Annotated in this window: 24 protein-coding genes, 1 tRNA gene, 1 other RNA gene and 3 pseudogenes; 17 read left to right on the top strand and 12 right to left on the bottom strand. The window is 40.0% G+C overall.

What is annotated here, in order from left to right:
- Together ACFIQE_RS06675 and ACFIQE_RS06680 are read right to left on the bottom strand one after the other, a co-directional pair.
- Positions 1 to 837: pseudogene (locus tag ACFIQE_RS06675) on the bottom strand (bifunctional DNA primase/helicase); the annotation flags it as partial.
- An 816-nt stretch (positions 838 to 1653) separates the two neighbouring features.
- Positions 1654 to 2724: a DUF1376 domain-containing protein gene (locus ACFIQE_RS06680; RefSeq protein ID WP_375707419.1), complete on the bottom strand. Its 1071-nt coding sequence runs from the start codon at positions 2722 to 2724 to the stop codon at positions 1654 to 1656.
- A gap of 415 nt (positions 2725 to 3139) precedes the next feature.
- On the opposite strand from ACFIQE_RS06680, the gene ACFIQE_RS06685 reads away from it, so the two are divergent.
- The 7 genes from ACFIQE_RS06685 to ACFIQE_RS06715 all read left to right on the top strand — a co-directional run bounded on the left by ACFIQE_RS06685 (position 3140) and on the right by ACFIQE_RS06715 (position 6706).
- Complete coding sequence (locus tag ACFIQE_RS06685; RefSeq protein ID WP_375621498.1) at positions 3140 to 3457, top strand: XRE family transcriptional regulator; 318 nt, start codon at positions 3140 to 3142, stop codon at positions 3455 to 3457.
- Positions 3458 to 3769: 312 nt separating this feature from the next.
- Positions 3770 to 4159, top strand: a complete 390-nt coding sequence (locus tag ACFIQE_RS06690) for a hypothetical protein (protein ID WP_375621497.1) — start codon at positions 3770 to 3772, stop codon at positions 4157 to 4159.
- Positions 4160 to 4161: 2 nt separating this feature from the next.
- Positions 4162 to 4350, top strand: coding sequence for a hypothetical protein (locus ACFIQE_RS06695; RefSeq protein WP_375702868.1), 189 nt, complete (start codon positions 4162 to 4164; stop codon positions 4348 to 4350).
- Positions 4351 to 4420: 70 nt separating this feature from the next.
- Positions 4421 to 4672 carry a hypothetical protein gene (locus tag ACFIQE_RS06700; protein ID WP_375707420.1) on the top strand — a complete coding sequence of 84 codons (252 nt, stop codon included), beginning with the start codon at positions 4421 to 4423 and terminating at the stop codon, positions 4670 to 4672.
- A 469-nt stretch (positions 4673 to 5141) separates the two neighbouring features.
- The gene (locus ACFIQE_RS06705) at positions 5142 to 5912 is read left to right on the top strand and encodes a lambda exonuclease family protein (protein ID WP_375707421.1); all 771 of its coding nucleotides are present in this window, start codon (positions 5142 to 5144) and stop codon (positions 5910 to 5912) included.
- 98 nt (positions 5913 to 6010) lie between these two features.
- Positions 6011 to 6346, top strand: a complete 336-nt coding sequence (locus tag ACFIQE_RS06710) for a hypothetical protein (RefSeq protein ID WP_375707422.1) — start codon at positions 6011 to 6013, stop codon at positions 6344 to 6346.
- A 165-nt stretch (positions 6347 to 6511) separates the two neighbouring features.
- Entirely contained in the window at positions 6512 to 6706 is a 195-nt protein-coding gene (locus tag ACFIQE_RS06715) for a hypothetical protein (protein WP_375621491.1), read from the top strand.
- Positions 6707 to 7379: 673 nt separating this feature from the next.
- Here the strand turns inward: ACFIQE_RS06715 and ACFIQE_RS06720 are convergent.
- The 3 genes and pseudogenes from ACFIQE_RS06720 to ACFIQE_RS06730 form a co-directional block, all read right to left on the bottom strand.
- Positions 7380 to 7619: pseudogene (locus tag ACFIQE_RS06720) on the bottom strand (DnaJ domain-containing protein); the annotation flags it as partial.
- Positions 7620 to 8590: 971 nt separating this feature from the next.
- The gene (locus ACFIQE_RS06725) at positions 8591 to 9124 is read right to left on the bottom strand and encodes a hypothetical protein (protein WP_375702871.1); all 534 of its coding nucleotides are present in this window, start codon (positions 9122 to 9124) and stop codon (positions 8591 to 8593) included.
- Between the two features lie 93 nt (positions 9125 to 9217).
- Entirely contained in the window at positions 9218 to 9955 is a 738-nt protein-coding gene (locus ACFIQE_RS06730) for a hypothetical protein (RefSeq protein WP_375707423.1), read from the bottom strand.
- 487 nt (positions 9956 to 10442) lie between these two features.
- Here ACFIQE_RS06730 and ACFIQE_RS06735 point away from each other — a divergent pair, with 487 nt between their 5' ends.
- Positions 10443 to 10571 carry a hypothetical protein gene (locus ACFIQE_RS06735; protein WP_375707424.1) on the top strand — a complete coding sequence of 43 codons (129 nt, stop codon included), beginning with the start codon at positions 10443 to 10445 and terminating at the stop codon, positions 10569 to 10571.
- A gap of 1185 nt (positions 10572 to 11756) precedes the next feature.
- On the opposite strand, the gene ACFIQE_RS06740 is transcribed toward ACFIQE_RS06735, so the two are convergent.
- Positions 11757 to 11831, bottom strand: a tRNA-Thr gene (locus tag ACFIQE_RS06740).
- Between the two features lie 176 nt (positions 11832 to 12007).
- On the opposite strand from ACFIQE_RS06740, the gene ACFIQE_RS06745 reads away from it, so the two are divergent.
- The 8 genes and pseudogenes from ACFIQE_RS06745 (at position 12008) to ACFIQE_RS06780 (ending at position 19461) form a co-directional block, all read left to right on the top strand.
- Positions 12008 to 12160 (top strand): hypothetical protein, encoded by a 153-nt coding sequence (locus tag ACFIQE_RS06745; RefSeq protein ID WP_375607050.1) that lies wholly within the window; start codon positions 12008 to 12010, stop codon positions 12158 to 12160.
- Positions 12161 to 12336: 176 nt separating this feature from the next.
- The gene (murA, locus tag ACFIQE_RS06750; protein WP_375611654.1) at positions 12337 to 13632 is read left to right on the top strand and encodes a UDP-N-acetylglucosamine 1-carboxyvinyltransferase; all 1296 of its coding nucleotides are present in this window, start codon (positions 12337 to 12339) and stop codon (positions 13630 to 13632) included.
- Between the two features lie 65 nt (positions 13633 to 13697).
- Complete coding sequence (locus ACFIQE_RS06755; protein ID WP_375673919.1) at positions 13698 to 13958, top strand: hypothetical protein; 261 nt, start codon at positions 13698 to 13700, stop codon at positions 13956 to 13958.
- Between the two features lie 52 nt (positions 13959 to 14010).
- Complete coding sequence (locus ACFIQE_RS06760) at positions 14011 to 14340, top strand: hypothetical protein (RefSeq protein ID WP_375631872.1); 330 nt, start codon at positions 14011 to 14013, stop codon at positions 14338 to 14340.
- Between the two features lie 463 nt (positions 14341 to 14803).
- Positions 14804 to 15160: a helix-turn-helix domain-containing protein gene (locus tag ACFIQE_RS06765; RefSeq protein ID WP_375707425.1), complete on the top strand. Its 357-nt coding sequence runs from the start codon at positions 14804 to 14806 to the stop codon at positions 15158 to 15160.
- Between the two features lie 171 nt (positions 15161 to 15331).
- Positions 15332 to 15809 (top strand): annotated as a pseudogene (locus tag ACFIQE_RS06770) (helix-turn-helix domain-containing protein).
- 526 nt (positions 15810 to 16335) lie between these two features.
- A complete protein-coding gene (traG, locus tag ACFIQE_RS06775; RefSeq protein WP_375707426.1) occupies positions 16336 to 18243 on the top strand; it encodes a Ti-type conjugative transfer system protein TraG in 1908 nt (635 codons plus the stop codon).
- Positions 18244 to 19104: 861 nt separating this feature from the next.
- Positions 19105 to 19461, top strand: coding sequence for a helix-turn-helix domain-containing protein (locus ACFIQE_RS06780; protein WP_375707427.1), 357 nt, complete (start codon positions 19105 to 19107; stop codon positions 19459 to 19461).
- A gap of 344 nt (positions 19462 to 19805) precedes the next feature.
- On the opposite strand, the gene ACFIQE_RS06785 is transcribed toward ACFIQE_RS06780, so the two are convergent.
- The 4 genes from ACFIQE_RS06785 to ssrS form a co-directional block, all read right to left on the bottom strand.
- The gene (locus tag ACFIQE_RS06785) at positions 19806 to 20627 is read right to left on the bottom strand and encodes a TIGR00282 family metallophosphoesterase (protein ID WP_375613599.1); all 822 of its coding nucleotides are present in this window, start codon (positions 20625 to 20627) and stop codon (positions 19806 to 19808) included.
- 18 nt (positions 20628 to 20645) lie between these two features.
- Positions 20646 to 21251 carry a 5-formyltetrahydrofolate cyclo-ligase gene (locus tag ACFIQE_RS06790; protein WP_375707428.1) on the bottom strand — a complete coding sequence of 202 codons (606 nt, stop codon included), beginning with the start codon at positions 21249 to 21251 and terminating at the stop codon, positions 20646 to 20648.
- 120 nt (positions 21252 to 21371) lie between these two features.
- Complete coding sequence (locus tag ACFIQE_RS06795) at positions 21372 to 21545, bottom strand: hypothetical protein (protein WP_375675213.1); 174 nt, start codon at positions 21543 to 21545, stop codon at positions 21372 to 21374.
- 257 nt (positions 21546 to 21802) lie between these two features.
- Positions 21803 to 21963, bottom strand: a non-coding RNA gene (gene ssrS, locus ACFIQE_RS06800) — 6S RNA.
- Positions 21964 to 22142: 179 nt separating this feature from the next.
- Here ssrS and ACFIQE_RS06805 point away from each other — a divergent pair.
- Positions 22143 to 22310: a hypothetical protein gene (locus ACFIQE_RS06805; protein ID WP_375621483.1), complete on the top strand. Its 168-nt coding sequence runs from the start codon at positions 22143 to 22145 to the stop codon at positions 22308 to 22310.
- Positions 22311 to 23064: 754 nt separating this feature from the next.
- On the opposite strand, the gene ACFIQE_RS06810 is transcribed toward ACFIQE_RS06805, so the two are convergent.
- Positions 23065 to 23850: a tetratricopeptide repeat protein gene (locus tag ACFIQE_RS06810; RefSeq protein ID WP_375706878.1), complete on the bottom strand. Its 786-nt coding sequence runs from the start codon at positions 23848 to 23850 to the stop codon at positions 23065 to 23067.
- 157 nt (positions 23851 to 24007) lie between these two features.
- On the bottom strand, positions 24008 to 24133 hold the full coding sequence (gene ykgO, locus ACFIQE_RS06815; protein WP_004863016.1) for a type B 50S ribosomal protein L36: 126 nt from the start codon (positions 24131 to 24133) through the stop codon (positions 24008 to 24010).
- Positions 24134 to 24452: the final 319 nt, after the last annotated feature.

Here is a 24452-nt window from a genome sequence, read left to right on the forward strand (position 1 = left end):
GTTGGTTGAGGGTACCTGCTGAGGTGTGTGTTGGAATGCTTGCTGGGGCGCCTGTGTGGAGGGGTGGTTGGTTGAGGGTACCTGCTGAGGTGTGTGTTGGAATGCTTGCTGGGGCGCCTGTGTGGAGGGGTGGTTGGTTGAGGCGGTGTTTTGGGGTGCCTGTGTAGAGGTGAGGTTGGTTGAGGGTACCTGCTGAGGTGTGTGTTGGAATGCTTGCTGAGGTGCCTGTTGGAGCGCCTGCGTGGAGGTGTGGTTTGTGGGGTAAAGAGCTTGCCAACCAAATAAAATCGGTTCACATTGGGAGGCTGTTGGTTTGGTTTTTGCTCCCGTTTGTGCAAGCCGTTCTTTGACTAAAGCAAGGGTGCCGTCGGGTTTATAAAAGGGGAAAATGATTTTTTTGCCATTTTCTCCTATGCGGTAACGCTTTATAATTTCTAGAGGAATGCGGCGTTCTTCGTGGAGATAGGTTTTTACAAGATTCTGCGGGCTCTGCCCTGTAGGAACCGGTGGACGGCGATAGGAACGATGGGGCGCCATAAAGGGTTTGGGGCGTGTCAGATTGAGAGTCGCGCGTGCTTCTTCTAAGGCTTGAGAAAGGCTAATGCCTTTGACTTCACACCAAAGGTCTAAAAGATCTCCTCCAGTGCTTTCTGCAAAATCATACCAAAGTCCTGCTTTACTACCACTCAAGCAAATCGATAAACTTTGACCAGCTTCACCACGTGTGTTGCCTACAATCCAATTGTTGCCTCGTTTGTGCCCTTGGGGAAGAAGCATTTCTGCTATTTTATCGGCTTGTGAGATAAGTTTTTGTTTGATTTCAAAAATTGTGCTCATGGTCATTCGTGATATTATTTTCGTTTTTCTCAAGATGTGAGAAGTGAGGACTCTGTTTTTGCTGTTCTCACCGTTTGATCTGATCGTAAAGTCTCGTGGTGCTATGGGGCTTGCCAGTTTACTTGAGAGCTTCTTTGCCGCTCTTTTCTTGCCAATGGTCGCGAAACTTCTTGGCTTGCCAATGGGCTTGGCTCTCACTCAAGCCTTCTGAAATGGCTGTGTTAATGTTTGTTTGCCAAGAGCATGGGAAGTGGCGCCTTGGGAAAAGGAGGAAGGTGGAAAGGAGGAAGGATGCAAGAAGGTGGGGTGGATGTCTGAGAGTGTGGTGCATGCTGGGGTCCTGTTTTGGGATACCTTGTTGGGGCATGAGTTGGGGTGCCTGTGTGGGAGGGGTGGTTTGTTGCCAAAGAGTTTGCTTTTCATTGAGTTTTTTTTGCAGCTGCTCTGTTGATGTCTGTTTGCCAAGAGCATGGGAAGTGGCGCCTTGGGAAAAGGAGGAAGGCGGAAAGGAGGAAGGGGGTGAAAGAAGGGTGGGGTGGATATGTCTGAGAGAGGGTGGTGCATGCTAGAGTCCTGTTTTGGGATACCTTGTTGGGGCATGTGTTGGGGTGCCTGTGAGGGTCTTTTGCGTGGGGAAAACGCTTTTGTGATGAGAGAAAAATGGTCGATGTTGACTCGTTTTACGGTGTGAAGAGCTTATTTCATTGTTGTTTTGCCGCATTTTGTTTTGTTCTGTGTTGTTTTGTCCGATGCTGTTGTGGTGTTGAAGCATTTTTGTCCCCGCGCTTGCTTGAAAAATACGTTGTTTGTGTGATGTCAAAAATTGTCGCTATAGTTGATCAAACTGCGGTAAAGCGTGTCATTGTTCTCAGAGGTAAAAGATGAGGAGCTCCTTTGTTTTTGCTGTTCTTGCCGTTCGATCTCACGGCGAAACCAGTTGCGCCATGTGGCTTGCCAGTCTACTTTGAGAGCTTCTTTGCCGCCTTTGGCTTGCCAATAGTCGCGAAACTTCTTTTCTTGCCAATGGGCTTGGCTTTCACTCAAGCCTTCTGAAACTGCCGCCTTGATGTCTGCTTGCCAATGCTCAGGAAGACGATGCCCTTTGGCAACTGAGGTTGTGGTTTTTTTGTTGGAAGAAGGAGGGACGGAGGCAGGAAGATTGCTGGGGGGAAGAGTGGTGGCGGATTTTGTTTTTTCCCCCGTGACAATTTGCGCGATAGGGGCGGGAGTGAACTCGGCTTGGGGAGCGTTTAAAGGGGAGGCGTTTTTTTGCTCCGCTTCTGCTTGGGCAGGCAAAGGGAGAGGTGAATCAAGAGCCGATAAGGGTGATGGATGATCGCTTTGTTCAAAGTTCTCTTCGCAGGAAAAACAAGGTTCTGTCTCATCAAACAAAATTTTCTTTTCTAAAACACCGTAAGGTGTTTCCTTTTCTTCTGCCTTTTGAGCTTTTGAGTTTTGTTCACCATCTTTTGTGCGCTCGTTAAGCAGTTGTTGCATCTCAGTATTGATTTTCTTGCGTTTTTTTGCCGAAGAACGACCCGCAAAGGATTTTTGTTCAAGCAATTTTTCACGCTCTTGAAAAACATTTTCGCAACGCTTGTTCCATAACCCATTGGCTAAATTTAAAATCTTGCCCTCTTGGATGAGCATCTCTAAAACATTAACAAAAGTTCGCTTGTCACAACCACAAAGACGCGCTAAACGTTCTTTCGATATTTCTAAAGGTCGGCCACGGGCATACATTTCATTGAGAAGAATCGTATAGATTCCAATTTCGTGTGCGCGCATCCCACGTACACCTCCTAGAAAGTCATTTTGATACCAACAAACATATGGAAGCCTAGACGATTCATAATGAGGAGTTTCTTGTTGATTAGCGTGTTTCATACTGCAATCTACTTTCTTCTTTTTTATACATTTTTATTGATGATAAAAGCTCAAATAAGGATTTAACTTGTGTTGCTTTTGGCTCTGTTCGATGATGACTAGAGGCTTCTTTACGATGCTTATAAATGATTGGCTGTGCTTGAAGCGCATGCAAACTTACGATTTAAGATTGCGGTGATGGAAAAAATAAAGAATACCACACATTCTCAACGTACTTGCTTTTGGGCAGAAGCTTTGGAGGTGGTCTTTTATATCCGGTAGGGTGGTTAAAGTGTTTTTATGATCTAAAAATAAAAAAATTTCCCCCTAAAAAGTAAAATTTGTTTCCTTAATTTTATCCTTTTTAGAGGATAATGCAAGCCCGTTTTATAAAAAGGACGTGTTTTTTTAAAAAGACGCGCTATATGGTGAAATTATGAATATCAATGGTTGGCGTCAAAGATTAAGAATCGCTTTGGAAAAAAGTGGGCGGTCAAAAAGATCTATCTCCCTCGCTGCCGGTAAAGGCGCGGGGTACCTTCATTCTATTCTTGCTGAAGGAAAAGAACCAACAATCGAATCTCTCTCGCGAATTTGTCACGAAATTAATATCAGTATGAATTATATTCTTTACGGGAAAGGGGCTAGCCCTGAAGATAAAGAATTTATAGAGCTTATTTCGAAACTCTCTCCGCAAGAGAGACAGGCGATTTTGACTCTTTTGCGGCGACCAATTGACGAAGCTTCAAAATAACTTCCTTCTGTGCTTTTGAGTCAAGGCGACTCCAGTGTTTTATTAATATTATGTCACTCATTTTATCTCTCCTGTGTGTTTATAATTGCAATTTTGTAAGAACAAATAGAGAACAACAAAGGGGCATGAGAGGAACAAAGAATAATAGATTTTTCTTTACATATGTCATTTGAACCCCGTAGATATTTAAAATATATCTTTTATGAAGGATAAAATGGTTGACATCTCTCCTATAGAGGAGATAAGACTAACGCTATATTTAGTCTTGTCAAGACAAGGCTATGCTTTATCAACTATCTAAAGGGGGAAATCATGAAAAATATTTCATTCGTTAAAGAGGATGAAATCATTGTCGTTTTATGCGAAGAGGAAAATCCTTGTACTTATGAAGGACCAATCGACGAAATCGAAGAAGTGCTCGAACTGATTGAAGAATGTGAAACTGTTTATAGAGTTTTACGACTCGATCTGACAACTTCTCATGCTGAAGATGTTACGGAACAAATCGCTGATTTTTATGTCGAAAATCATGAAATAAATGAAGAAAATACACAATTGCAGCCCTTCATTTTGAATAGTGAAGCTTATCATGCTTGTTTAAATGAAAGAGCGGCTTGCGATTATGAAGATAATCTCTATGGCTCTTATGAAAAACAGCATCGTTTACGCCCATGTGATGTCTTGACAGATTATTGGTGGTAAACATGCCAAGTTATCTCAAGACTTCTTATCAAGGGTTTCCACTTTATTATGCTGGCAACACGCGAAATTTAATCAGACTCGAACCACAAAAACACAACGCTATACATTTTATATCGCAAGAGGTGGCTCAGTCTATGGCAAAAAAATTGGAGGAAGAATATTGCCGCCATGATTTTTCCGTCGTGCAGTAGCAGGGTTGAAAAAAGAAGCCGCAATGATGGGCCCAAGTGCTTTTTCATTGCGGTGACAATGGTGTGCGTTATGCTTTCGTTCTTGGGGGGGGACGACTTAGGGGAGCCGCTTGGGGGAGAGCTTTGCGGGGATTTTCTTAGCCGATATGGAAAGGAGGGCATGAAGAAAAGAGCCCTATATATGGGGAATTGCGGACGCTTGTGTGTGGGGGGCAGTTGCCGGCTGGTTCATTGGGGGGGTAAGGCAATGAAGGGGCAGCGGGTTATCCAGTGGGGTTGGAGTGATATGAAAGCATGCTGGAGAACAAAAATGAAGGCTTAGGGGGAAGGAGTAGAGTGTTGAGGGAGGGGGGAAAAAGTAGAGGGCTTGGAGCGCAGGGAGTGCAAAGAGCTTGGATATGAATGTGAAAGCATGTTGGGAAATGAGGGAAGGTGTTTGAGAGGGAAGAAGAGGAAGGCGCTATGGGGCGCGGTTCTGACCGTTTTTGTATTGAGCCTTAGGGGGCAATGATGGGCGAGAGGTTTTTTTATCGGGGAGAAAATATCACGCGTTATGCTTTCGTCTAGGGGTGCGCCGCTTGGGAGGGGCTTAACCGATATGGAAAAGGAGGGGATGAGAAACTTGTGGGGAGGGGGATGTTGAGGGGGGCGTTTCCAAAAGCTTTTGTGATTTCAGCAGCACAATATTTAAGGATGCTGTCATTCTTAGTGGGGAATGCATCTTAAAAGATATGAATGTTTCAAAGAGAATATGTTGCAAAAAAAGCACCTTAAAGAAGGGGAGAAATACTATGCCAATCATTATCGATTGTATTCAAGGAACAGAAGAATGGCAGAAAGTGCGTAATGGTTTGATTACGGCTTCTTTGTTTGAGATGGTTATGGCGCAAAAAAAACATGGGCAAAAAACGTCACGCTATCAGAGTGTGATGATGAAATTGGCGGGAGAAAGAATTACAGGAAAAACCGTTGATGAAGGAACAACGCTTTCTATGCGACGTGGGACTGAATTAGAACCAAGCGCGCGACAGCTTTATGGGAAACTGACACATACAGAACCTGAATGTATTGGCTTTGTTTTGGCAGATGACCGCAGACAAGGATTTTCTCCCGATGCTTTTATTGGAAAAAATGGATTGTTGGAAATTAAAACAAAAAAACCTGAAATTTTAATTCCTCATTTCATGCAAAAGGGCTTTCCAGCAGAACATAAAGCACAATGTCAAGGAGGGTTATGGATTTCTCAACGCGAATGGGTGGATTTAATGCTCTATTGGCCGGATATGCCTCCTTTGATTAAACGAGCTTATCGTGATGAAGCATATATTTGCAAGCTTGAAAATGAAATTAGCCGTTTTAATGAGGCTTTGGAGAAGATGGTACAGCAAATTAAATCGGTTGAGACAGGTTTTCATATAAGAACAGAAATTGCTTTGAAGGAGGGAGAAAGCGGGGAGTTTGGAGCGCATGCAAGACGTATGCTGGAGGGCAAAACAAGAATGAGACGTAAGAGGGGAAGAAGGGGATCTTGTGTAGCGTTGAGGAGAGGCAAAGTTCTATAAAAAGGAAAGAGCAGAGGGGGAAAAGAGCAAAGCATATGTTGGAAGAGGGTGCCAAATAAGGGGGCGCAAAGAGTGCAGGGAGCACAAAGAGCTTGGTCATGAATGTGAAAGGCATGGTGGGAAAATGTGGGAAGAAAGGGTGCTTGGAGCGCATGCAAGGCGGCGCGGTATGCTGGAGGGGAAAACGAGAATGGGGAGTAAGGCTAAGTGTTCAGAGATATGGAGGCTGTGATTTTGGGTGCTTTTGTGGTGAGTGCTGGGGGGGAGCCGCAATGAAAGGGCTGAGTTGCTTTTTCATTGCTGTGACAATGGTGTATGTTATGCTTTCGTTCTTGGGGGGAGAGAGCTTTGCGGGGGCTTGGGAGATTTTCTTAGCCGATATGGAAAAGGGGGAGATACGCGGCTTTGGGAAGAGAAATGTTGGAGCGGGATGAGGAGGAAATGGTGGGGATGAAGGGGGCAGGTCGTTATCCTGTGACTTGGAGTGACACGAAAGCATGCTAGAGAACAAAAATGAGGTTTAGGGGAAGGGAAGCAGCAGTACAGACAGGTTCCAACCTATAAAAAGGCACGTTCAAGGAGGAAAAGAGCTGGTTTTTGTGTTGGAGGAGGGTGCAAGCAAAGAGCGCAAAGAGTGCAGGGAGCGCAAAGAGCTTGGTCATGAATGTGAAAGGCATGGTGGGAAAATGGGGAAAGAAAGGGTGCTTGGAGCGCATGCAAGGCGGCGCGGCATGCTGGAGGGGAAAACGAGAATGGGGAGTAAGGCCAAGTTGTTTAGAGATATGGTGGTGTGATTTTGGGTGCTTTTGTGGTGAGTGTTGGGGGGGAGCCGCAATGAAAGGGCTGAGTTGCTTTTTCATTGCTGTGACAATGGTGTACGTTATGCTTTCGTTCTTGGGGGGAGAGAGCTTTGCGGGGGCTTGGGGGATTTTTTTTAGCCGATATGGGAAAAGGATGTAGGGGCATGAGAAAAAGTCTGTGTGGAGTCAAGTGGGCTTGTTGGGGAAAAGATTGGGGGGCAGGTTGTGGAAAAAAATAGAGGGGTGGAGGAAACGGGAGAATAAGAAAAGAACGGATAGAGACATTATAATCTCTATGTTTTTCTACACTACCTTGTTATAGAAAATCAAAAATTACCACACCTTGTGAATTCACTGTGGGACTGATCTTAAAGCTCTTCAAAAGCACTGATCAATAGATACTTCTCCATATAACTTTGATAAATGATATTAGTATGATCCCGAAGATAAATGCACCAATATTTACCAAATATCCTTTTATACTGATGAAAATTAATAACCCTATACTTATTATTCCTAGTGGTATATTCCACGTAAAAAACGAAATTATATAACACATTATAGGTATTATTCCACAAATAATGAAAATTACATTCATGATACTACCAATTACATGCTCGGTATTATCTTGTCGTCTGTTCTCTTGCTTTCTACTAATTTCAGAAGCCTTGTCATTATCTTTAAAAGTTTTATGATAGAACTGATTGTAAGCAGCTCTCTTTTGAGGATCTTTAAGAACTTCATAGGCTTCACAAATTTTTCTGAATTTTTGTTCTGCTTCGGTACTAGAATTATGATCAGGGTGGTATTGCAGAGCTAATTTACGAAAAGCAGATTTTATCTGTTTATCGTTGCATGCGTAGCTTACACCAAGAATTCCATAATAATCGTCTTCATTTACTATCATTAAATACAGCTACTTTGTGTATTGCTCTTATTTTATAAGATCGTTTAATTGATCTCTTTTGAATGTATCGACATGTGTTATTTTTATGTTAGAAATATGGTGAAAATTGTATTGAGTGGCATGGCTGTACTTGGGGCTATTGTCTCTAAATGAGAGGAGATACAGTTCAAAACGCTTAAAAATGCAGGGTGTTTTTAATATTTTAGAAATATTTTTTACAAAAATAGATTAAAAGAGAGACGATAAATCAAATGTAAAAGGGACGGCAATAATAGCCAAGGTTGTCATTATTGTAAATAAACAGGCAGAAACCTTAAATCTAAAACGCCAAAGTAAACTTATGGGAACAGACATTATCGTTGTTATTACGAATGCTACGATAAACCATTGCAGGAATAAGTTCATTATATTAATTTCATTATTAAAATGATTTTGATTAAGACGATTTTGTTTTAGTTCTTCCTCTGAAACACAATCGATAATAGAAACGCCATAATAAACAGGAAATTTTCCACCTAGACAAGCGCTAACAGAAAATTGTTCAAGCTCTAATCATTCTCTTTCGCGTTCTTTTTCTAATAGCTTCTTTTTTATTTTCTGTCTTATATATTCTTTTGAAATACAATTGATCGGAGAAGTACTTCCAACAAAAAGACCATCTGTTGTACATCCACTCGTTGTATGATGCGTAAATAAAACAGCGCTTATTACGATAGCGAAGAAAATAAAGTGTTTAAACATAAGGTATTTATTGTCGTTTGTTTCTGATGAGCTTTTATAAGTCATTTCTGTTAAATAAATCAATATGTGTTATTTTTGTGTTGGTAAAATACAACAAATTGTATGATAACGTTACTGTACTTTGGCACTCTGTATCTAAAGGTGGCGATAGATAGTTCAAAACGCTTGAAAATACAGGGGACCCTTTGAGAAGCACTTTTCATAAAGTTATGGAATGAATAGATCAAAGTTTATGGTAATTTTGTATACTCTATGATAACTTTGTATAAGATCTCAATTTCATGATCAAGTTTCTCAAGTTCTTTCTTGTTTTTAGCTATACGCTCTTGATATGTCTCTATGTGTTTCATAAGGTTTGAGAGATCTGTATGCTCATGAGAGTGTTTTGCTTCATTCACATGTCGCATTGCATCTATTTCTAATTCTATAAGGGTGCACAGAGTATTAAATACATGATGTCGTTTTTTGATTATATTCTGCCATTTTTTTATTATATTGACATGTTTTTCATAGAGCGGTTGCGATAACTGCTGCTTGTTTTCCAAAAAAAATGTTTTTTCTATCCAGAGAATTTGGTAGAATTTTTCTTCCCACCAGCGACTTCCATTAACAAGGAAAATGCGGAAGAATCTCTCTCTTTCTGTAATTTCTTTTGAAGAGAACACTTCATTCGAATGAGTATATCCCTTTGAAGAATAAAAAAGATGCATTGTTAAAAGAGCGATAATTAAGACGCTTCTCGATAAAGACTGTTTAATTAACATTGTTTTTATACCCTCTTTGTGCCTGATTATAGTCATTGTGAGGGGGGCTTAATGGTTCTTTAGAAGTATTTTGAAAGGCGTTTTATGATCCGTTTAAAGATTTTTTAAATACTGCTTCCATTTTTCAAAAGTGCTATATCTTACGGGCGGTTTTACATTTTCTTTGGGCATCATGGCAAGGTATACCTCTCTAGCCATAACGCACATTGTTGCTGTGTTTCTAAAACGAGTGAGTTCATTGCCTATTATGAGCAGCTCTGTCTGGAGAGTTTGTTCTTTTCGACTAATGCCATTAGGGGAATCCAAAAATTTTTCTGCGTACGCAAACATTGGATCATCAAAGTTTGTTTCAAACTTTGCTTGGAAGAAAATATTTTCTATATAATCCCAATTTTTCCTGTATTTCATCCCGTTAGCTTTAAAATCCTTCAGTCTTGTTGGTAAGTCGTTAAAGGTAAGTGTGGGCATCGTTTTATCACCTTGCCATAAATCAAAAAAACGTCCACAAAAAACAAGCAATATGTGATAATGTTTAAAAATATTGAATTCTGGAGGATTACTGGGCAATGTTATTAAATGCCTCCAAAATTGACTTTTGTCATGGGGTATGTCTACAGTCCATTCCATATACGCTTTTAAATATTCTACCTCTTTTTTTGCTTTTTCTAATTTCTGAGAATATGCTAAAGGAGTGTAATTTTCATGGACATATTTTTGGTAAAGCCTATCGTATTCAGCGAGATCGCTTACTTGAGTACAACCCAATAATATGAATACAGAAAAAAACGTTATAAATATTATGACGTACGTTCTGAATAATAATTTCATCATTTTAACTTTTAATGATTATCATGAATATTTAATTGATTTCTGTTAAATAAATCAATATGTGTTATTTTTGTGTTGAAAATATACGTAAAAACGTATTTAATAAAAATGGTTATAATGATCATAATGTGTCTAAATAAAGGTGTGGTACTGGCTAAAACCCCGCATATGTGGGGTTTTAGCTTATTGGAGGAGATATGACAGCAGAAAATATGCAGAATATATAAGAGGATCTGTAGCCAAAATGGTTGTCCTAGGGTGGGGAGAGTAGGCAATATCCAAAATACTCCAAATGAAATATACTTGTTGTTGTACATTCACGCACTTGTTTTAATAAAGATATCTCGCTCTAAGCTCATTTCACAGCCATTTTATGCCGGCGTTCATAAATTTCATACTGGCGCCTGTGAATAATATCGTGAGGGGTATAACGGTCAAGCCCCGTAGATTATAAAGTCCGTAGATTATACCCCCCCAGAGATTATAAACATTGCGCACCCTATTTTTACTTTATGAAAAAGTAAGTTGGTACTATTGGGGGGGGGCCGTTGCCAAAATTGCGGCATGGGCTGTAGCTCTTGAGACGATTCATAATCTCGTTTACTGGGAGGCTTTTTAAGAAGAGATATGCTTTTCTTGGAAAGTTTCTCGCCATACGGATCTTTCTGCTTGTGAAGTGTAAGCGAAGAGGGGTGATTAATTTCAATAGAACAGAGGGAGAGAGCTTTTCGCTCTTGGGGCTCTTATGCAAGACGAATAACGCTATCCGTATCAATCAAAGTATTCGTATAAAAAAGATGCGTGTTGAAAGAGGGAGGCTTAGAGCACGTGGAAAACCATAGTGTATAAAATTGGTAATGAGGGATCTTCTTTGAAAAGGCAGGCTCTCAATTTTCTGCCATATGGGATGCCTGTCATATGGGATGTTTGCCATATGGGAGCGTGGGGTGCTTAGTGAAAGCTTTATTGAGGGGATTTTATCACTGTTTGTTTTTTGCTTTTGGTAAGGGGTGGGGAGAATGGGAAAGGCGTTGAGAGGAGGTTCTGGAAATGGCTCTGTTAGATCTGTTGTAAATGACGAATAGGATCGATGAAGCTTATTCTAATTTTTACAGGGAATACTTGTGTTGCTTGAGGTGGATAGAGAGGCTGGAAAGATAAGATTATTCGTTTTGGGGCGGATAAAGGTATCAATGGGATATGTTTAAACAATGAGTTTATAATAATTCATTATTGAGATTTAATTTGAATTTCAATGAGAGCCCGAAATAGTGTGAGATGTTCTTATTTCAACCCTTCTTATTCAGACGCTCTTATATTGAATCAAGTAAAATCGTTTGTTTGCATATTACAAACAGGGTGAGCTTGTGGGGAAAAATATTCAAGAAATAAAATATTGAAAAAATAAAAATGCCTATACCGTCTCAAGTGCCAAGAGTTGTTGCAATAGTGAGGCTTGGTAAAGAGAAGGAGTAAAGGGGGACAATCTTACAGAAATGAAAGAGAGGGAGAGGCAAGGAAAGGGGAGGGGCAAGGAAAGAGAGGGGAGGCAAGGGGTGGGGGGATATTCTTTGGGGGGCGGTCAATTTCAAAAGCCGTTCGCAAAGCATTTTAGAGATTAAGCGTGGCATTGAGGCTATTGATTTTGAAGCCATTGATTTTGAGGCTACTGATTTTGAGGCTATTGAAGCGCATGGTTTAAAGGATGGAGGATTTGATGAAGCCGATGAAGGTTGGGGAAAAGATTTAGGCTTATAGGGAAGACTTATAAGGGCAAGAAGAGAGAGGCAAAAGAAGAATAAAATGGTGCTGCGAGAGAGGATTGAACTCTCGACCTCTCCCTTACCAAGGGAGTGCTCTACCACTGAGCTACCGCAGCCCTTTTCAATCTTTGCGCTGTCTTGTGCCATATTGTCAGAAAATAGGCAAGAGAACATTTGTATATTCTTGCAAGAAAACGTATCTTATGTCATGACATATGTTTCTTATATGCTTAAATATTTAAGGTTATGAGTTGCTTGGATAGAAGCTCAACACTGTTTAAAAGGTTGCGCAATGACACAAATGCATCAAAAACAAAAACAAAATGAAATTAATCATCAAGATGAAAAAGCAAAACGACGTCAAGAAAGATTGGCACAACAATTGCGTCAAAACCTGAAACGTCGAAAAGAGCAAAGCCGAAAAAGAGCACAACCAGAGCTCTAAAATGCAAAAAGCTCTAAAATGCAAAAAAATGTTTTTTAGTAAATTTTTGCAACCAAACTTCTCAATAATTTGTTCTCATAGTTAGAATGCGTTCTAAAACGATTAATAAAGCATAACTTCCCGAAGGGGGACAATCCTTTGGAAGGGCAGGCACAAAGGAAAAGAGGGAAAACACGATGGATTCTATTCAAATTGTTGGGGGAAAAAAACTTCAAGGAACAATTCCTATATCTGGGGCAAAAAATGCTGCATTGCCTCTTATGATTGCGGCGCTGCTGACAGAAGAAACGCTCACTTTAGAAAATATTCCGCATCTGGCCGATGTTGAATTGCTTATTCGTATTCTCAATAATCATGGTGTTGGATATGCCGTTGATGGACAAGAGTTTAACGATGAGTGTGTGAATTCAAGAACAATTCATTTTACGGCGCAAAAAATAGCCACAACACGGGCACCATATGAACTGGTGAAAAAAATGCGTGCAAGCTTTTGGGTTATCGGACCTCTGCTTGCACGATGCGCAGAGGCTTATGTTTCGCTTCCTGGAGGATGCGCTATTGGAACAAGACCTGTCGATTTTATCCTTGAGGGACTTAAAACTTTAGGCGCACAGATTACTATCGAAAATGGATATGTTCATGCAAAAGCGCTAAAGGGGTTAAAAGGTGCTCACTATCGTTTCCCTAAAGTCACTGTTGGTGGAACCCATGTGCTGCTGATGGCGGCGACAATGGCAAAGGGAACAACCACTCTTGAGAATGCAGCTTGTGAGCCAGAAGTGACAAACCTTATTCGAACCCTGAATGCTATGGGGGCTCAAATAACCGGTGAAGGAACAACAACGCTTACAATTGAAGGGGTTAAAAAACTCAACGGTGCTAGAGTACGCGTTATTGCTGATCGAATCGAAGCGGGAACATATGCAATGGCTGTTGCTATGACGGGAGGAGATGTCTTTCTTAAAAATGCAAATCCTAATCATCTCACAAAAGTGCTTAAGGTGCTCCAAAAAACAGGACTCGAGATTCAAATAGAACCTCAAGGAATTCATATTAAGCGAAATCCAAAGAACACCAAAATTATGCCCGTTGATATTAAAACAGGACCTTATCCTGCTTTTCCAACTGATCTCCAAGCGCAATTCATGGCGCTCATGACACGGGCTGAAGGAATCGCGCATATTACAGAGACGGTTTTCGAAAATCGTTTTATGCATGTTCAAGAACTCAATCGCTTAGGGGCACAGATAAAGCTTGATGGGCAGACGGCAACTGTCTATGGAACAGAGAATTTGCAAGGGGCTCCTGTCATGGCGACGGATTTGCGTGCTTCTGTTTCTCTTGTGATTGCAGCATTGGCAGCAAAGGGAGAAACAATCGTCAATCGTGTTTATCATCTTGATCGTGGATTTGAGAGATTAGAAGAAAAATTGGCTCGTTGTGGCGCAAAAATCCAACGTATCACAGTGTAAAGCTTTCAAAGTGTAAACCTGTTAAAGATATGCTGAATGCTTTGCGCTGTGGTTGAGGGGGGCGATTGCTTGGGGGCGTTTTAACACAATGTTTGCTTGTTGGGAGGGGCTGGGCTTGGGGGGCTGGGCTTGGGGCGCTGGGCTTGGCTGGTGCATTTTTAATGGTTTACTCTCTTGCTTGTGGAATTTTGGAGCCGTACATTCTTGATGATTTTCTCAATAGTTCTTTCAAATCTCCATCTTTCAAGGGTATGGCTTTTGTGGCTGCTGTTTTCTTTTCGGAATGGTTTTTCTTTCGTGTAAAGTTTTGCTTCTCTCACTCTTGAGGAGGCTCGTGATTATTGTCTAAGTTTCGTTCATGGCGCTCATGACGCGGGGTTGAGGGAAGCGCGTGAAATTACAGAGACGGTTTTCGAAAATCGTTTTATGCATGTTCAAGAACTCAATCGCTTGAGGGCACAGATAAAGCTTGATGGGCGAGAGGGCAACCGTCTCGTGGAACAGAGAATTTGCAAGGGGGGCCTCATCATGGCGACGGATTTGCGTGCTTGTTGTTTCTCTTGTGATTGCAGCCCTCTTACTCTTGTTACATTGGCAGCAAAGGGGGAAACAATCGTCAATCGTGTTTATCATCTTGATCGTGGATTTGAGAGATTAGAAGAAAAATTGGCTCGTTGTGGTGCAAAAATCCAACGCATCACAGTGTAAATCTGTAAGATGTCTCTCAAAAATGGCTTTGGGAGGGGGTGATATGTTGTTAGGTGTGCTTTTGGGAGGTGTGATCTCAAAAATAAAGGGTTATTAGTCCTCTCAATAAACGTGGGTTTTATTTCATGGTTTTGGAGTTTTTACGAGCGGGCATAAAAGTTTGAGAGGCGGGGGTGGAGCTCATAAAATAAAGACTGTTTTTAAATTTTATTGCTAATTTCATGAAATTACTTTATTGGTAAGAGAATGTTTTGGTCGTCTACGCAGCGATCAACAGGGAATGAAAGACCCTAAACTTGAGACACGTATTTATCCAGCTTTATGGATATCCCGGATTTCCGGGAGCTTTTGTTATGTCCAGGTGCTCTCTAGCACTAAAAGCAAAAGGCTGAGTCAAGTTTCAGCTCTTTCAACTCCCGGAATACCAATGCGAGGGCGCTCGCAACCGGCAGGGGAGCTTGAAGTGAAAGCTAAAAATCCACACTTTAACGACATTTCGATAGGCAGAAAAATTCGCTTTAAAAGAACAATGATCGGAATGTCGCAAAAGCAATTAGGCAGTCAGTTAGGTGTGACTTTTCAACAAATCCAAAAATATGAAAAAGGCTCTAATCGTATAGGAGCTGGGCGTTTACAAGAAATTGCTGATATTCTCAATGTTCCCATTTCTTTTTTCTACTCCGATCTCTCGACAAAAGAAAATGCCTTGTATTGCTGTGATGAAGGGATCGCAAGTAAAGAAGAGCACATCCTTTTGAAAAGTTTTAGAGAGCTCAAACCTCAAAAACAGAAAGCAATTTTGTGTTTGATTGTCTCATGAGATAAAAACACTGTTTTAATTTTTATTGCTGGTCTCCAGAAATTATTTTATGAACAAGCACCAAGGTTCTCGTCGTATAGTGTGGTTGAATGGTGGAACCCAAAGCCTGAAAATCCAAGATGAAACATTAGCCTGCTTTATAAGTATCGCGAGATTCCGGGAGTTTTTGCTATGTCCAGGTGCTCTCTAGCACTAAAAGCAAAAAAGCTGACTGAACTCAGTGTTTTTGACTCCCGGAATACGCATAAGAGGCGCTCGCAACCGGCAGGGGAGCTTGAAGTGAAAGCTAAAAATCCACACTTTAACGATATTTCGATAGGCAGAAAAATTCGCTTTAAAAGAACAATGCTGGGAATGTCGCAAAAGAAATTAGGTAGCCAGTTAGGGGCGACTTTTCAACAAATCCAAAAATATGAAAAAGGCTCTAATCGTATAGGGGGCGGGGCGTTTACAGGAAATTGCTGATATTCTCAATGTTCCCATTTCTTTTTTCTACTCCGATCTCTCAACAAAAGAAAATGCCTTGTATTGCTGTGATGAAGGGATCGCAAGTAAAGAAGAGCACATTCTTTTGAAAAGTTTTAGAGAGCTCAAACCTCAAAAACAGAAGGCAATTTTGTGTTTGATTTCCTCCCGCTCTACGCTCTAAAGGATGCATATTCCTGACTTAAGGGCTGCTCTGTAAACAGTCCGGCTTCTGTTGGCGGGGTTTTGACCTACTCCTGACCCATTCATGTGGTTCACTTTAAAAAGGGCGTTACAGGGCAAGCCATGCCCATTTATTACACACTCTAAAAACACTTAATATGGAAAGTTTTACATGCCTTATATCACGGCTCTAAACAACAAGGTTTTACGGCACAACATGATAAACCGCGCTTTTTTTTCAGTGAACACTAATGCGTATTGTTATTGGTTTTTTTTTCTGTTAAGAAGCATATACAGTGTCGTAAAAGAGTTAAGTAAGAAATTTAAATAGCGCGTGAAGCATCAAAGAAACTTTGGAAAAATTCTTGAAAAATTAGTTTAGGGGAGCTTTTTATAAAAGCCCGTCTTAGAAAGGCAGATAAGTCTTTCATCTTAAGATGGTTTGCTTTACGTTTCAAAACTTGATAAAAATTCAAAAATTTCGAAAAAATAGGAAGAGAAGCTTTTTCTGGTATGCAGGGGGGAAAATGGTCAATAAATTAGACAAAAAACAGATTATATTTTTAGCATTGCCACTCATCTTTTCAATCATTGTAGCTTTTTTGGTCAATATAACCATCAATAACATTACAGAAAATGGAACGACGCCTGATGCTTATTGGTTTGTAAGATCAAAGCCACTGGATATTTTAATCCTTATTGCATTTTCATGTTCTTCATTCATCTTATTACAAAAAAGGCATATCAGAAAAAATATCACTATTTCGTCCATGATCATCTTTGGTTTGTTTGCAACTTATTATAGTGCAAATGAATATATCAGACTTAGTCCCTATGTAGGTCAAGATAATATGACATGGGCGGATGTTCTTCCTTTCTTTGATAGGATGGTTTTATGGGGTGTTGTTATTGGCGTTATTATCCTTGGTTACACGATAAAACTATCATTACCTAAAGCTTCACCTTTGAAAATTTCAAAAAATACGATCTTTGGTGGTGTTCAATGGATGAGTATGAAACGCCTTGAAAAGATTTTTCCTCGTGATGGCGAAGTCGTCATAGGAGAGCGCTATAGAGTCGACAAAGATATTGTTAAAGATGTCCCTTTTAATCCTAAAGACAAAACAACATGGGGAAAAGGTGGTCGCCAGCCATTGTTGACATATAAACTCAATTTTGATTCAACCCATATGTTATTTTTTGCTGGTTCTGGTAGTTATAAAACAACCAGTAATGTTATTCCAACTTGTCTCAAATATTCCGGTCCACTGGTCGTTTTTGACCCTTCAACTGAAGTCGCTCCAATGGTAAAAAAAACAAGGCAGCTGTCAAACAGAAAAGTATACGTTCTTGATCCTCATGGTTCTTCAACGGAAACTTTTAATCCTTTAGATTGGCTGTTAGATGAAAATCTACCCCTTTATGAAAGAGAAGCGGGGTTGGTTGAAGTTGCTAGACTCCTTCTTTCTGAAAACGACAAATCAACTTCGACTGATCAATTTTTTGTATTACAGGCACATAATTTGTTAACAGGACTACTTGCGCATATTGTCTTTTCTGATGAATACACATTAAAGGAAAAAAACTTAAAAACCCTTCATACGATCATGTCAATGCCAGAACCATCCGTGATTGGAAAATTGCAATCTATACGATCAAATTCTCCATCCCAATTTATTCGTGAAACCCTTGGGGTGTTTACAAATATGGCTGAACAAACTTTCTCAGATGTCTATTCTACTGCTGCAAAAGATATACAATGGCTTTCACTCTCTAACTATGCAAACCTTATCAGTGGTCATGATTTTAAAACTACCGATATAACAAAGGGAAATATTGATATTTTTCTAAATATCCCCTCAAAAATTTTAAAATCTTATCCAGGTGTTGGGCGTGTCCTTGTTGGCTCTTTTCTCAGAGCTATGGAAGCCGCTAATGGTAATTATACAAAAAGAGCGCTCTTTATTTTAGATAATGCTGATCTTTTAGGATATATGAACATTTTAGAAGAAGCACGTGATCATGGACGCAAATATGGTATATCTCTCATGCTTTTTTACAAGTCTGTAGATCAAATAGAACACTATTTCGGTTCGTCAGGCGTTATGACATGGTTTGAAAATTGTGCTTTTGTAAGCTATGCCGCAATAAAAGATATTAAAACTGCTGAAAATATATCTAAGGCATGTGGTCAAATGACCATTGAAGTGAAAGATTCAAGCAAACCTCTAGGAGGATTCCATACAAGAGGGACAGAAAATATAAACACCCAGCATAGACCTTTAATATATCCACATGAAATAACACAAGAAATGCGAAAAGACGAACAGATTATTCTTATGCAAGGGCAACCACCTGTTCGTTGTGGACGCTCTATCTATTTTAGACGTAAGGATTTAACAGCTCTTACTAATGAAAATAGCTTTTCTTCTTAATAAAGCACTTGTTTTTAGTTAAAATGAATAAAGTATTGTTGTATTTTTGGATGATATAATTAGAGATAAATCATTTTTATAATACATATTTTATAATATAGTGGCTTGAAAATGGGGGAGATCATGAGCGATCTTTCTGCTAAGAATACAAACACCAAAAAAATTAAGACATAAAAAGAGTATCTTATCAATTATAATGCGTGGGGTGTTCAAGATAATACGTAGAATATTGGCTGTGATAGTTAAAAGGTTGCTTTACGCAATCTTCCTTATTTTATTATTCATTCGTAAACCAGTTTTTGCCTTCTTAAACTTCTTTGCTGGTGGCTTGGCTTTATTCCTATTTTTCTTTTTTGGGGATACACAGCGAGAGTTGCACCCTATGAACACCAAACAGCAATGGTCATTGGTGGTATCATCATGATATTTCTTTGCTTGTTTGCTCATGATGCCTATGAACGGTTTTTACTACGTCTAGCATTTCCTGATTATGATCTTATACTTATTTCAATAAATAGAGCTCACTTCGTTCATACATAATTTAATCAAAAATGAGAGGTTATCTGCCTCTTATAAAAATACAAATAAAGACTGTTTTAAATTTTATTGCTAATTTCATGAAATTGCTTTATACCTTAAAGGGTAACTTTGGTCGTATACGCAACGACCAAGAGGGATTCAAAACCCCTAAAGTTCAGTACATAAGATTAGCCTACTCTTGTGGGTATCCCAGGATTCCGGGAGTTTTTGCCATGTCCAGGTGCGATGAGCACTAAAAGCAAAAAAAGCTGACTGAACTCAGTACTTTCAGACTCCCAGAATACGCATAAGAGGCGCTCGCAACCGGCAGGGGAGCTTGACGTGCAAACTAAAAATCCACACTTTAACGATATTTCGATAGGCAGAAAAATTCGCTTTAAAAGAGCAATGCTGGGAATGCCGCAAAAGAAATTAGGTAGCCAGTTAGGTGTGACTTTTCAACAAATCCAAAAATATGAAAAAGGCTCTAATCGTATAGGAGCTGGGCGTTTACAGGAAATTGCTGATATTCTCAATGTTCCCATTTCTTTTTTCTATACGGATCTCTCAACAAAAGACAATGTCTTGTATTGCTGTGATGAAAGGATTTCAAGTAAAGAAGAGCACATTCTTTTGAAAAGTTTTAGAGAGCTCAAACCTAAAAAGCAGAAAGCAATTTTAAGATTAAATTTTCGTTAGAATTAAAAAAAGATTAAAGAGGCTCTTGCTAAATAATAAATTATTATATAAAGCTTTTTCTAGAGAAGGGGGTTAACATTTCTCCTCCCCCCCCCCCCCGCAGAAATGTCCAAATAAAACCTCCTTCTCATCGTTTTAAAAATCACGAAAATTTTTATCCTTTATCTTTTATCCTTTTAAAAAGAGTGACTTATTTGTGCTAGAAAAGTTTCTGTATTAGGCAAATTGGAGGGCGGGGTGTTTTTAGTAGGGATTTGGGAAGGGCTAGAAAAGTCGTCTTGCCAAATAGAGTTCTCAAAAGAAAATCTTGGAAAGAAACTATCAAAGGGGTGGCTTAAAAGAAGCTACCAAAAATCCGGAACTTCAGGCTTTAAATGAGGACCAATCCGTACCGCCGAGACCTTTTCTGCTAAACCGGTGCGATCTGAAATCTCAACCGCTAAACCACAAAGGGTGGCAGGACCACATGCCGGTTCAAAACGATCTTGCTTCGTCTTATAAAGAAAACGGTGTAAGGGTTCTTCTTTATCCATTCCAAGAGATGAATTATAATCTCCACACATGCCTGCATCTGTTAAATAGGCGCTCCCACCTTCTAAGATCTGCGCGTCAGCCGTGGGAATATGCGTATGTGTGCCAACGATAACACTCACACGACCATCAAGAAAATGGCCAAAACATTGCTTCTCGCTTGTCGTTTCTGCGTGAAAGTCAAAAATAATCGTATCGGCTTGCTCCATCAACGAACAGGCAAGCAGAATATTTTCCGCTGTTTCAAATGGATCTTCTACTTTACACGGCATAAAAACGTTGCCCAACAGATTGGCGACAAGAACACGGGCGCCATTTTTTGCCGTAAAAACACCAGAACCTTTTCCAGGAGTTTCTTTCGAAAAATTGGCAGGGCGTAAAAAACGATCACTCTCATGGGCATACTGCAATGCTTCTTTGTGAGAAAAAGCATGATTACCTGTGGTGACAACATCAACACCGGTTATCAAAAGATCTTGATACGTTTCTTGTGTGAGACCAAAACCACCAGAGGCATTTTCACCATTTACCACAACAAAATCAAGCTGCCATTTCTCAATCAGTTGAGGAAGGTGTTCAAAAACAGCTTTACAGCCTGTGCTACCAACAATGTCACCTAAAAATAAAAAACGCATAGGCGCTTTAATCACACTTTAACATTTTAAGAAACCTTTTTCTGTAAAAATTCCTTGTACCTGTAGATCGTGTTCTGCTGCGGGAATAGAAGAAACCTCCTGACATGAAAATCCTATGCCCCATAATATCATTTGATGCCCTTGTTTTTCAAGAGCTGCAACAGCACGGTCATAGTATCCTCCTCCATAGCCAAGACGGTGACAGTGACGATCAAACGCAGAAAGCGGAACAATAATATTATTGGGGACAACAACGCTATTGTCTGCACTGGGACCAAAGGTGCCAAAACGCATGGGCTCTAAAATCGTGCTGGGCGAAAATGCACGGAAAATCATGGTGGTGGAATCAAGAACTGCTGGTAAGGCTAAATGCCCACCGCGTAACGCTACAGCATCCAGTAAAGGACGCGGGTCAATTTCCGATTTAATGGGCCAATAGCCTGCTAAAATGAGGCGTGAAAAATCGGTTCCCTTCTTTTCAAGGTATTCAATAAAGTGGCAACAAGCACGCTGCGAAAAGAGTGCACGCTCTTCTGTTAAAAGAGCATCACGACGCGATAAACCGTTTTTGCGTTGCTGTGTGCGAAGGGATGAAGCAGATTCATAGAGGGGATTATTTGTCATTGTCTCGTCAATTGTTTTATAAGATGCTGGTATTTTATCCATTGTTGGCGTTTTGTAAATCTCTGTTAGGACAAGAGCTGTGCTCATGAAAAAAAAAGCATGAAAAAAAGTGTGTGCTCTTTAGGGGGTATTTTGGTGCGACAAGCCGCTTTTGCGTTGCTGTGTGCGAAGGGGTGAAGCAGATTCACAGAGGGGATTATTTGTCATTGTCTCGTCAATTGTTTTATAAGATGCTGGTATTTTATCCATTGTTGGCGTTTTGTAAATCTCTGTTAGGACAAGAGCTGTGCTCATGAAAAAAAAAGCATGAAAAAAAGTGTGTGCTCTTTAGGGGGTATCTTGGTGCAACAAGCCGCTTTTGCGTTGCTTGCGTGCGAAGGGGTGAAGCAGATTCACAGAGGGGATTATTTTGTCAGTGCTGTCTGTTTTATAAAATAAAGCCTATCGTAATTTTTATTTCTTGAAAAGAGAGTATCGTCATTGGTCTTATGTAAAAGGACGCTCTCAATTTTAGCTGGAAAAATTTGATGTAAAAAAGTTATATAAATAAAGGGTGATCCACAACAGCCGATGGAAAAAGCTGATCCCGGGAACCTATACAAATAGGTGGGCGCCATATGAAAAAGCCCACGGGCTTGATCAGGGACAGCTCCCTTGGAGATCATTAAGGTCTCAGGAATACGTTATTTCCTGTCGAGAAGCGCAGAACACCCTCCTTAATATAAAACAATTTCAGAGTTTCTGCTAGGGATAAAATAACCTCGCTCTCTTCTTTTTCATAAAGTATTTCAGGAGAGTTTTTATAACCTTGCTGGTGGTTGCTCGAAATGGCTGTATGATGGATGGCTTATTCAAAGTAAAAAAGCAAAAAATATGAGTGGGGGTGGGTGATTGAGTGACGCAGAACGGTTTATTGGCAATGGCTTGATTAGCTCTTTTGCGACAATGCTTGATTTTTATGTTTCGGGGGTAATGCTTGGAGGAGTTTTGAAAGGAATATTTCTTATTCAAGGATGTTGGTTGAATTGGTGTTGCACCTTTGAAGTTTTTGCTTTGTGAAGCCATATTTCAGGGCTGTTTTATCAACTTTGAGGGGTGGAGGAGAGCCGATACGGTATGTGCTGCTATATGGTTGAAGCTCATAAATAAAAAACAGACGGTGATAGTTTATTAGAGGCGCTAAGCGATGTTTTAAGCTTTTTTCAAAAAGTATTTTTTGAGGATCGTGTTTACAATTTTTTTTATCCATGATGGAAGGTGTGAAAAGAAGAAACGGCTGAAGAGGACTTAGGCGTGAAGCCCGTATGCTTGCTATGAGAAGAAATTCTGTAAGGGGCATATTGGCAGTGTTTGGAAGATGCCTTCAATACAAAAAAGGTCCAAATTCAAAAAAAGGCACTGTCAATTGTGTGGGGGGGGGGTGATGGTGTGGTTATAAGCAGGGGCAGTTTATTGAGTGGAATGTGAAACAGGTTTTTGCCGTCTTATCTAGGTTTGAAAGGATGCCGTAAAGTGTCTTGTTCTTGAATGGTTTTAAAGAGCTTGGGGTGATTGTTCGTCTAACAGAGCTTGCACGCGCTTTTGAATCCTGCGCATTTGTGGAGTGTAATCCAATGCTGTTTCATCAATCTTAAGAGCCAAGTTTTGAACGCTCTGTTGCTTCCATGGTAATGGCTAAGTTTCAAAAAAAGACACTGTCAATTGGGGGGGGGTGGTTATAAGCAGGGGCAGTTTATTGAGTGGAATGTGAAGCCGGCTTGCGTCTTATCTAGGTTTGAAAGGATGCCGTAAAGTGTCTTGTTCTTGAATGGTTTTAAAGAGCTTGGGGTGATTGTTCGTCTAACAGAGCTTGCACGCGCTTTTGAATCCTGCGCATTTGTGGATAGTAATCCAATGCTGTTTCATAAGCTTTAAGAGCAAGTTTTGGACGCTCCGTTGCTTCCATGACAACGCCAAGTTCAAAAAAAGCACTATAATTGCGCGGCTCAAGTTCAAGAGCATGGTTGAGATCAAGCAGGGCAAGTTTGAAATCGTTCAGTTGAATGTGAATCCAAGCGCGTCTTATCCAAGCTTCAGAATGAGTAGGTAAAAGTGCAAGAGCATTGTCAATATAATCAAGCGCAAGTCCATAATCGTCGCTGTTGAGTGCATTTTCAGCCCATGACATTAAAAGATCAATCGTCTCACTCCCCGATTGGGACCATAAATGTTGAAGTTGTTGACTGATCTTTTTCGCTTTAGCAACATCAGCACAATATTTCAATTCTTTGAGTAAACGTGAAATTTCTGCTTCTTTGCGCTGCTTAACTCTGTCAACATGGGAAAGCTGCTCTTTGTCAAGATCTTCAAGAATAACCGCCGAGGAATCAGAATCGGAGGGCGTTGAGGAAGGGGGAGGAGAATTGGGAATAAGATCATCTAACGGTAAAAGCGATTGTGGAGAAGGCCGATCTTCAGGAAGAGAAGGAGGATTTTGCCCATAGCTCGAGGGAACAAAACAAAAAACGCCAACAAAAAAAAGAAAAAACGCGCGCTGAAAAATACAGAAAAAACGCAGCTGAAAAAATCGAAAGGCTTTAAAAAAAATAGAAAAATCCATAAAAACAAGCCCCCAAAAGATAAATCACCAAATATTATCAAATACTAGACTTGTAATCAACGGACTTATAACCAAAAAAACGCAAGAAAATTTTTTTAAGCCTACAATTAAAGTAGGCATAAAAACATTGATCCTAAAGAAATTAGTCCTAAAAGAATTAGCCCTGACGTGCTCTAAAACGTGGGTTCGTTTTATTAAGAATATAAACACGACCCTTACGACGCACCAAACGATTGTTACGGTGGCGCTCTTTTAGTGCTTTAAGCGAATTTTTAATTTTCATCATATTCACCGTTTAAATAGTTTACGTAACACAATACTATAATACAATATTAAAACACGAAAATACAATATTACAACCCCAATAGACTGCTTACTCTATGAGCATTGCATTGCGATATCGTACTTGCATGATAACATCACACGATACACTTTTTCACTGTGATCACAAAAAGAAAAGCGCACTCTTAAGGTACGCATTAACCACTTCATTAGCACAACGATAAGTGAAAATTGCAAAAAAGTAGGAGAGATTTAACAAGAAGTCTTATTCTTGTCAAGGGTATATCCCTTACAAATTCCTTAGGGTGTGTTAAGGGTTG

The organism is Bartonella sp. AA1HLJMS, from assembly GCF_042197445.1.
In the GTDB taxonomy this organism is placed as follows: Bacteria; Pseudomonadota; Alphaproteobacteria; order Rhizobiales; family Rhizobiaceae; genus Bartonella.

What these genes read in the sequence shown, in the direction of transcription:
- ACFIQE_RS06680 (WP_375707419.1), bottom strand. Translation starts at nt 2,724, where the DNA reads ATGAAACACGCTAATCAACAAGAAACTCCTCATTATGAATCGTCTAGG.
- ACFIQE_RS06685 (WP_375621498.1), top strand. Translation starts at nt 3,140, where the DNA reads ATGAATATCAATGGTTGGCGTCAAAGATTAAGAATCGCTTTGGAAAAA.
- ACFIQE_RS06690 (WP_375621497.1), top strand. Translation starts at nt 3,770, where the DNA reads ATGAAAAATATTTCATTCGTTAAAGAGGATGAAATCATTGTCGTTTTA.
- ACFIQE_RS06695 (WP_375702868.1), top strand. Translation starts at nt 4,162, where the DNA reads ATGCCAAGTTATCTCAAGACTTCTTATCAAGGGTTTCCACTTTATTAT.
- ACFIQE_RS06700 (WP_375707420.1), top strand. Translation starts at nt 4,421, where the DNA reads ATGCTTTCGTTCTTGGGGGGGGACGACTTAGGGGAGCCGCTTGGGGGA.
- ACFIQE_RS06705 (WP_375707421.1), top strand. Translation starts at nt 5,142, where the DNA reads ATGCCAATCATTATCGATTGTATTCAAGGAACAGAAGAATGGCAGAAA.
- ACFIQE_RS06710 (WP_375707422.1), top strand. Translation starts at nt 6,011, where the DNA reads ATGAATGTGAAAGGCATGGTGGGAAAATGTGGGAAGAAAGGGTGCTTG.
- ACFIQE_RS06725 (WP_375702871.1), bottom strand. Translation starts at nt 9,124, where the DNA reads ATGTTAATTAAACAGTCTTTATCGAGAAGCGTCTTAATTATCGCTCTT.
- ACFIQE_RS06730 (WP_375707423.1), bottom strand. Translation starts at nt 9,955, where the DNA reads ATGATGAAATTATTATTCAGAACGTACGTCATAATATTTATAACGTTT.
- ACFIQE_RS06745 (WP_375607050.1), top strand. Translation starts at nt 12,008, where the DNA reads ATGACACAAATGCATCAAAAACAAAAACAAAATGAAATTAATCATCAA.
- murA (WP_375611654.1), top strand. Translation starts at nt 12,337, where the DNA reads ATGGATTCTATTCAAATTGTTGGGGGAAAAAAACTTCAAGGAACAATT.
- traG (WP_375707426.1), top strand. Translation starts at nt 16,336, where the DNA reads ATGGTCAATAAATTAGACAAAAAACAGATTATATTTTTAGCATTGCCA.
- ACFIQE_RS06785 (WP_375613599.1), bottom strand. Translation starts at nt 20,627, where the DNA reads ATGCGTTTTTTATTTTTAGGTGACATTGTTGGTAGCACAGGCTGTAAA.
- ACFIQE_RS06790 (WP_375707428.1), bottom strand. Translation starts at nt 21,251, where the DNA reads ATGACAAATAATCCCCTCTATGAATCTGCTTCATCCCTTCGCACACAG.
- ACFIQE_RS06795 (WP_375675213.1), bottom strand. Translation starts at nt 21,545, where the DNA reads ATGAGCACAGCTCTTGTCCTAACAGAGATTTACAAAACGCCAACAATG.
- ACFIQE_RS06810 (WP_375706878.1), bottom strand. Translation starts at nt 23,850, where the DNA reads ATGGATTTTTCTATTTTTTTTAAAGCCTTTCGATTTTTTCAGCTGCGT.
- ykgO (WP_004863016.1), bottom strand. Translation starts at nt 24,133, where the DNA reads ATGAAAATTAAAAATTCGCTTAAAGCACTAAAAGAGCGCCACCGTAAC.